This is a genomic window from Candidatus Obscuribacterales bacterium (genome assembly GCA_036703605.1).
GTDB lineage: Bacteria > Cyanobacteriota > Cyanobacteriia > RECH01 > RECH01 > RECH01.
Genome location: DATNRH010000019.1, coordinates 1 through 6237, shown reverse-complemented (window position 1 = coordinate 6237; position 6237 = coordinate 1). Strand labels below are relative to the sequence as shown.

The following is a 6237-nucleotide window of genomic DNA, read 5'->3' as shown; positions in this document are numbered from 1 at the left end:
GCAGAGAAATCTCTCGTTTTTAAGCGAGCTACCGCTCTGCAAGACGGCTGGCTACCCCCTATATAAGATCCGGCTAGGGTCTAGATAACCTTGGCGACGCGATTCCCAAGGGTCAGCTTTTTTAGGACTAGGACTTCGCTTTCTTGCTAGCAGAACCACTTTTCTTCTTGGACTTGGTTGCAGCTGGGGGTGTGTCTGAGTCATCAGGGGCAGCGATCGCTTCTGCAGCTACTTCGGGTTCCTCAACGGCTTCCTCAATAGCCTCCTCAGCGGCCTCCGTCACCTCGGCAACCTCTACATCTACAGCGTCTGTTTCTACCGTGGCTTCAGAGGCCAGTTCTAGGGCCTCCTGCTCGGCTTCATCGGCTGCCAGCGAGCCTTCTGGCACTAGGTTAACCTGGCCATGCTCTTCCACAAATCCTAGGACTTTCTCGCGCAACAAATCTTCAGTGACCATGTCTCGCAAACGTCCCATATCAAAATTCTGATCGGGATTCTCCGCCACAATTGTGTCAATCCGGGCCTGTAGGTCGGTCTCCTCAAGCTTGATGGATTCTTCCTCAGCCACCTTAGACAAGGCAAAAGCTTGCCGTAGACGGGTTATGGCTTCCGGGCGAGACTGTTCGCGTAGCCGGTCAACGATTTCTGGCGTGAACAGTTTCTTGACATCCAACCCTTGCTGACTGAGGTTCATAGCTGTCTGGGTCAGCATAAAGTTGAGCTCGTCCCGAAGGAGGGTTTCGGGTAGGTCTACCTCCACCTGCTCTTCAAGGGCAGCCAAGAGCGCTTGCTCTTTGTTCTGCTGGGTTGCGTCGGCTGCTCGCTTGCGATGAGACTCTTCAATAGACGCCTGAAACTCTGCCATCGTCTCGAATTCACTCACATCTTGAGCAAAGTCATCATCGAGTTCTGGCAGTTCTCTGGCTTTAATTTCTTTGACGGTGACCGTAAAGACCGCTGGTTGCCCCGCTAATTCTTCTTGGGGATAGTCCGGCGGGAATGTGGCGGTTACCTCTTTTGTGTCTCCAACATTCATGCCAATGATGCCATCAATGAAGCCTTCAATGAAGCGTCCTTCTTGCAGCTCTAGCTGAAAATCGGTGGCGCTACCGCCAGGAAACTCCACCAGTTCATCACTACCTTCTTCAGCCGGTACACGGCCTACGAAATCGACGACGGCTAGGTCTCCAAATTGGGTGGGGCGATTCTCCACCGGCACCAAGGTGGCTGCCCGAGTACGGAAACCCTCGATCGCTTCCTCGACGGTTTTAGGATCAAACGCTACTTCCTCGGCTGTAACGGTCAGTCCTTTGTAGGTTTTGAGGGTGACATCTGGAGCGACGTCAATGGAGGCTGAGAAGGTGAACGCTTCGCCAGGCTGAAAGCTTTGGATTAACTCATCAAAGGATGAGCGAATTTGATAGTTGCCGATCGCTTCAATCTTTTCTTGCTCAATGGCTTGCTTTAGCCCTGATTCCATCAATTCTTCAATGACAGACGCCTTAATTCGCCCTTCGCCTAATCGTTGAACCAAGACCTGGCGTGGTACTTTACCTCGACGGAACCCAGGAATATTAACTGAGCGCATGAAGCCTTGAATAGCTTTGTCATACGCTTGCTTGGACATTTCGGGCGTAATTTCAATTTCTAAGCCAATTTGACTGGCAGGTAGTTTTTCCTGGGTAACTTTCATCAGCAATTCTCTTGTTTTAGTGCAGCGAAAAGGTGAGTGAGGGTGAGTGGTCGCCTTGGGAGATCTCAACCGAACATTAGGGACATAGAGGGGTCACGTGGGCGTTTCAGACATCACACCTAAGACCAACCCAACCCAGCCGAACTCGACTAGGCCGCAGTATGCTATATTAACTGATTCCTGTTCCATCTCAAGTGCTCTGAGGCGAGAATCTTGTTCGGCAGTGGGCTAGGAGCACCACAAAATGCGATGGAGTGATAGATTTGCGCTGGTGCCAGACTCTCGCTTAGGCACAAGGCTGAGGTCTGAGTGGATGTGATGGATAGCAACAGTTGCCTGGCCCTAGAGACTGGAATTTAGGGTATAGTGAGAGGCATTCGATTTCATAGTAGAATCTACCCTAAGCTTCAACAGAAAAATTTTATAGAGACTTTCTAATGTCTAGGCAAATGAGTAAGAGTGCCTAAGCAGTAGTACAGCGCCAGTATTTAGACCTAGCATTTAGAAGCAGGTTCGTGCAGCGGGTAGCAGCGTCTGTCTTCGTTGCCACAGAGTCATACTTGTGCCGACTCCACTCCACATTTCTGGGGTCTATCCCGACATAGATGACACATTTTTTACTGAAACAGCATCGTTAACAACGTGAACGGAGGAGTTCAATTTGCCTCAATCCTATCGAGTTGCAATTTTAGGCGCGACCGGAGCGGTGGGTACCGAGCTAATCGCACTTTTAGATCAGCGTCAGTTTCCTATTTCTGAGCTACGGCTCTTGGCTTCGCCTCGGTCGGCGGGCAGTTACCTTTCATTTCAAGGTGAAGAGGTTCTGGTGCAAGCTGTGGGCGATCGCTCCTTTGAGGGCATTGATATTGTCCTAGCGTCAGCCGGAGCTTCGACCTCTAAAGCTTGGGCTAGTCAAGCGATCGCAGCGGGGGCTGTGGTCATTGATAATTCCAGCGCCTTTCGCATGGATCCCCAGGTGCCCCTGGTGGTGCCGGAGGTCAATCCCGAGGCAGCAGGGCTGCACCAAGGGCTGATTGCCAACCCCAACTGCACCACAATTTTGATGGCGGTCGCTCTCTGGCCCCTGCATCAAGCCAAGCCCCTTTGCCGAGTTGTAGCCGCTACCTACCAGTCTGCCAGCGGCGCAGGGGCGCGGGCGATGGAGGAAGTGAAGCTGCAGGCCCAGGCGATTCTCAATGGAGAAACGCCGCCTACGGAGCTATTTCCCTATCCCCTGGCCTTCAACCTCTTCCCCCACAATTCGCCATTGAGCGATGATGGCTATTGCCAGGAAGAGCTGAAAATGGTGAACGAAACGCGGAAAATTTTTGGTGTGCCTGAGTTGCGGATTACCGCCACCTGTGTGCGGGTGCCGGTGCTGCGGGCCCACTCGGAAGCGCTCAACTTGGAATTTGCTGAACCCTTTCCTGTCGATCAAGCGCGATCGCTGCTGGCTAAGGCTCCTGGGGTTAAACTGGTGGAAGACTGGTCGGCCAACTATTTCCCCATGCCCATAGATGCTAGCGGTCAGGATGACGTACTGGTGGGGCGGATTCGCCAAGACCTCTCCCATCCCCATGGGTTAGAATTATGGATCTGCGGCGATCAAATTCGCAAAGGGGCGGCTTTGAATGCGGTTCAGATTGCTGAATTGCTGGTGGAGCGTGGCTGGGTGCGATCGCCCGCGTCCCCGAGTGAACTGCTGAAGTCGTCCTCCCGCTAAGCGATCGCTCGCTGGAATGGGGGCAGGTCAACCACTACCCGACCGGAGGAACTGTGGTTTACCCTGTAGAAAGACATGTGTAGTAGGACGTATGTAGCAGAAAGACATACGTACGTCATGCTTTAGTCCCTGTGAGATTCTGCACAATGATGAGACCCATGGGTCTGGGGCAGTGGCGAGGTCAAGAATTAAGCTCTACGGCGTGAGGAGTAGATCGAGTGTGATAGAGTTTGGACGAGTGTTGACGGCAATGGTAACGCCGTTTCAATCCGATGGCAGTGTAGACTATGCTGTGGCTGAGGCTTTAGCTGTCCATCTAGCCGATCACGGTTCAGATACCCTGGTCGTCTGTGGTACAACGGGTGAATCACCCACGCTGACTTGGGATGAAGAGTTTCAACTGTTCCAAGTTATTCAGCGAGCTGTGGCTGGAAAAGCCAAAGTTATTGCTGGAACTGGGTCAAACTCCACCAAGGAAGCGATCTCAGCTACCTGTCAAGCTGCTAAACTAGGGCTAGATGGCTCATTGCAGGTTGTGCCGTATTACAACAAGCCACCTCAAGAAGGCCTGTATCAACATTTCCAAGCGATCGCTCAAGCAGCTCCAGAGATGTCGATGATGCTCTACAACATTCCAGGGCGCACCGGACAAAATCTGCTGCCAGAGACTGTAGCTCGCTTAGCGGAAATCCCGAATATTGTGGCCATAAAGGAAGCCAGCGGTAGCCTTGATCAAGTCAGCCAAGTGCGACGGCTGACCCCGCCAGAGTTCAAGATTTACTCTGGAGACGATTCTCTGACACTGCCCTTACTTTCAGTAGGTGGTGCTGGCGTTGTCAGTGTGGCTAGCCATCTGGTAGGCGATCGCCTTCAGGCTATGATCCAACACTTTGAGCAAGGGCAGATTCAGTCTGCCATTCAGCTTCACCTAGATCTGTTTCCACTTTTCAAAGCGCTTTTTCTCGCCACTAATCCCATTCCGGTCAAGGCGGCACTCACGCTCCAAGGCTGGCAGGTTGGAACATCTCGCTTGCCCCTGATTGAGCCATCAGAGTCGGTGATTGAAGCACTCCAGGCAACGATGCGCCCCCTAGGGTTGCTGTCTGCCTAAGCTAAACCCACCAGCGTTGCATCGCTAGGACATAGACGCGAACCAAGTTTTGAACAATTGAATAGGTGTGCTTCTCAAGACAATTGAATAGAGTGTGATCCTTTCCTAGGTTTGCAGCACTGTCATGGCTCCTCGACGTCTAGCTATGGCATCCCATGAGGTTCTTACCTGTAGCTTTGGAACTTCAGATGTCTTGGTTGAGATGTCCAAACCTTTTTAGCTCCAAAACCTGAAAGCGATCGCCTCTCTGTTTTCTGTTACGTCATTCCAGATTCTCTAGTAAAAAGGACCTTTATGAGTCGAAACAATTCCCAAGCACTAAAAATCATCCCCCTTGGTGGTTTACACGAAATTGGTAAGAATACTTGCGTCTTTGAAATCAACGACGAAATTCTCTTGCTTGATGCAGGGCTAGCATTTCCCACCGATGGGATGCATGGTGTGAATATTGTGCTACCAGATATGACCTATCTGCGTGAAAATCGGCACAAAATCAAGGGAATGATTGTCACCCATGGTCATGAAGACCACATCGGTGGTATTGCGTTTCACCTCAAGCAAATTGACATTCCGGTGATCTATGGGCCGCGCTTGGCTCTAGCTTTGCTAGAAGGCAAGTTGCAAGAAGCTGGGGTGGCTAATCAAACTGAACTGCGGACGGTGCGCCCTAGAGATATGGTGCGTATTGGTAAGTCATTCCTGGTGGAATATATTCGCAACACCCACTCTATGGCTGACAGTTTCTCGGTGGCTATTCATACCCCTCTGGGTGTGGTTATTCACACCGGAGACTTTAAGGTGGACTACACTCCGGTGGATGGAGAGCAGTTTGACTTCCAACGCCTGGCAGAACATGGCGAAAAAGGCGTGCTCTGCTTGATGAGTGATTCCACCAACTCTGAAGTACCGGGAGCGACGCCATCCGAGCGATCGGTTTTCCCCAACCTTGACCGCGTGTTTGGGCAAGCGGAAGGACGCTTACTTGTCACCACCTTTGCGTCATCGGTTCACCGGGTCAATATGATTCTGGAACTAGCGAAAAAGCATAAGCGCGTGGTGTCGGTGGTGGGGCGATCGATGCTCAACGTGATTGCCCATGCCCGTAACTTGGGCTACATCAAATGTGAAGATGATTTATTTGTGCCTCTGAAGGGCGTCAATAAGTATCCCGACGAGAATGTATTGATTCTGACTACGGGCTCCCAAGGTGAGCCGATGGCAGCCCTGACCCGTATTGCTAACCAAGAGCATCGTCAGGTAAAAATCCGCACGGGTGATACGGTGGTGTTCTCCGCCAATCCCATTCCAGGCAATACCATTGCTGTTGTCAACACCATTGACAAGCTGATGATGCAGGGTGCGAAGGTTGTCTATGGCAAAGGTGAAGGCATTCACGTCTCTGGCCATGGTGCCCAGGAAGATCAAAAACTGATGCTGGCGTTGACTCGTCCTAAGTTCTTCCTGCCGGTGCACGGTGAACATCGCATGTTGGTGAAGCATAGTAAGACCGCCCAAAGCATGGGTGTTCCGGCGGAAAATATGGTGATCATTAACAATGGCGACATTGTTGAGCTGACCACCGAGAGTTTACAGGTGGCTGGGAAAGTGCCGTCGGGTATTGAACTGGTTGATTCATCCCGCAGTGGTGTGGTGCATCAACGGGTGTTGGAAGATCGGCAACAGCTTGCTGAAGACGGCATGGTGACCGTA

At 51.7% G+C, this 6237-nt stretch carries 4 protein-coding genes; 3 read left to right on the top strand and 1 reads right to left on the bottom strand.

Annotated features, from left to right (window positions below; all coding sequences use genetic code 11):
• Nucleotides 1–127: 127 nt before the first annotated feature.
• Complete coding sequence (gene tig / locus V6D20_00560) at nt 128–1693, bottom strand: trigger factor (protein HEY9814288.1); 1566 nt, start codon at nt 1691–1693, stop codon at nt 128–130.
• A 661-nt stretch (nt 1694–2354) separates the two neighbouring features.
• On the opposite strand from tig, the gene V6D20_00555 reads away from it, so the two are divergent.
• From V6D20_00555 to V6D20_00545, 3 genes are all read left to right on the top strand, one after another.
• The gene (locus V6D20_00555; GenBank protein ID HEY9814287.1) at nt 2355–3416 is read left to right on the top strand and encodes an aspartate-semialdehyde dehydrogenase; all 1062 of its coding nucleotides are present in this window, start codon (nt 2355–2357) and stop codon (nt 3414–3416) included.
• Nucleotides 3417–3636: 220 nt separating this feature from the next.
• A complete protein-coding gene (gene dapA, locus V6D20_00550) occupies nt 3637–4527 on the top strand; it encodes a 4-hydroxy-tetrahydrodipicolinate synthase (protein ID HEY9814286.1) in 891 nt (296 codons plus the stop codon).
• Between the two features lie 294 nt (nt 4528–4821).
• Nucleotides 4822–6237: ribonuclease J (locus tag V6D20_00545; protein ID HEY9814285.1), on the top strand; the 1416-nt coding region annotated here is incomplete at its 3' end.

Bases quoted from the DNA above. Each gene is read 5' to 3' on its own strand.
- tig (HEY9814288.1), bottom strand. From the start codon at position 1,693: ATGAAAGTTACCCAGGAAAAACTACCTGCCAGTCAAATTGGCTTAGAA.